General features: G+C 44.0%; 3 protein-coding genes. All 3 read right to left on the minus strand.

All coding sequences use genetic code 11. The features are described 5' to 3' along the window. Positions 1-127: 127 nt before the first annotated feature. Positions 128-352: a type II toxin-antitoxin system HicB family antitoxin gene (locus QUB70_RS32465; protein ID WP_332985917.1), complete on the minus strand. Its 225-nt coding sequence runs from the start codon at positions 350-352 to the stop codon at positions 128-130. Continuing rightward, a complete protein-coding gene (locus QUB70_RS32470) occupies positions 349-543 on the minus strand; it encodes a type II toxin-antitoxin system HicA family toxin (protein WP_442927872.1) in 195 nt (64 codons plus the stop codon). The genes QUB70_RS32465 and QUB70_RS32470 overlap by 4 nt, the downstream gene beginning before the upstream one ends. A gap of 160 nt (positions 544-703) precedes the next feature. Next, complete coding sequence (locus QUB70_RS32475; protein WP_332985920.1) at positions 704-1,375, minus strand: Uma2 family endonuclease; 672 nt, start codon at positions 1,373-1,375, stop codon at positions 704-706. Positions 1,376-1,507 lie beyond the last annotated feature (132 nt).

The raw sequence follows: 1,507 nt of genomic DNA on the forward strand, positions 1-1,507 counted from the left end.
CCCATCCCACAAGAGTTATTTTTTCTTGTGGGATGGGCATCTTGCCCGTCCTAATTATTTTTGCAAGAGGTCTAATGTCTGCTTCTTAATCGTATTTAACTTTCAGTGGTATTCTAGTTATAGACGTTTATGCGTGCTGTAGAGATTGACCAAATAATTGTGGCTTTGGCAAGGTTTTACCCTCATCTAGCGTCGATTCAGTTAAAAGTTCCAAAACCTCGCGGGCATTTTTTAATGCGTCTTCGTAAGTATCACCGTGGGTATGACAATAGTCTCCCCATTCTGGAAAACTAACGACATAGCACCGATCCTCATCTGACCACTGAATAATAATAGTGTAATGATTTTTCATCTGTTTTCCTCCTCAATTTCAGCTAGTTGCTGGAGAGCATTGTCAACATCTTTTTCCTGGTATATCTTGGCATCACCGCCGTCTTTTCCTGAGAGAGTCAGCTTTCCTGGTAGCAGAGGATGTGACCATTTGGTGTGGCTACCTTTAGCAGACTCACAAACAAATCCTGCTTTCAATAATAGGCTTTTCAAATCCCTGATTTTTCTGGGCATCCGTTATTTACCTAGTTGTTGCTTCAAATCCCGGATAGCAACGCTGGTGTTGCGTTGGTAAGTAATTTCGACACAGCGGGCGATCGCACCTTAATAATTTTTTGGCAATACTGAGTACCCTACAGATAAGTTACAAACACTAAACTTGTGTCATCGCAACGATTTGAGCGATCGTTAATACCAACTGAGGAAATGTTGGAGAAACAATAGTGGCTTTTCCTTGATATCGCAGTGCCTGATATTCACCATCGATTAAGCGGTTGATGGTCACCGTAGACTGTTTTGGAGAACCAATATACTGAACGCCTCCCAACCCTGCATAATCAACGATCCAATACTCCAGGATTCCTAAAGTTTCATACTCATTCAATTTGATGCGGTAATCATCCCGCCAATTCGTACTGACAACTTCGATCGCCAACGGAGGTGGAATATAGGCAGCAGCAGAGGCAGAACTTTGACGCATTCTGACCCATTCTTCCTTGGCAAACACCACAATGTCGGCTTTACGACTCGATTCACTTTCGCCCGGGGCAGCGTTCAATCTGACTTGTTTACTTTGTCGAGGAACGTAGGGAAGGTTCAAGGATTGGCAACGATCTACCAAGAGACGACATAATCCATCGACGACATCCTCATGTTTGGCTGTGGGTTCACTCAGGGGCATGGCAAGTCCATTGACTAGCTCGAATGACCTGCCGGAGTCGTCATCCCAGTTGAGAAATTCCTCGAAGGAAAGGGTTTTTTGGGCGATCGCAACCATTGATATTAACCTTTTGCGTAGGTTGGCTGATTCATTTACGCTGAACATTTCTCTACATAGCTTTGCAATGCTGGAGATGTAACGATAGCAATCCCGTCACTGGTGACAGAACAGGTCGAATCCGACAAAGCACGTAACAAAATATTACGTGCGCCGTTCAAATCTCGCTCAATTACCGTT

The organism is Microcoleus sp. A003_D6, from assembly GCF_036702825.1.
Taxonomy (GTDB): domain Bacteria; phylum Cyanobacteriota; class Cyanobacteriia; order Cyanobacteriales; family Microcoleaceae; genus Microcoleus.

Coding starts and splice junctions, on each gene's coding strand:
- QUB70_RS32465 (WP_332985917.1), bottom strand. CDS start 352: ATGAAAAATCATTACACTATTATTATTCAGTGGTCAGATGAGGATCGG.
- QUB70_RS32475 (WP_332985920.1), bottom strand. CDS start 1,375: ATGTTCAGCGTAAATGAATCAGCCAACCTACGCAAAAGGTTAATATCA.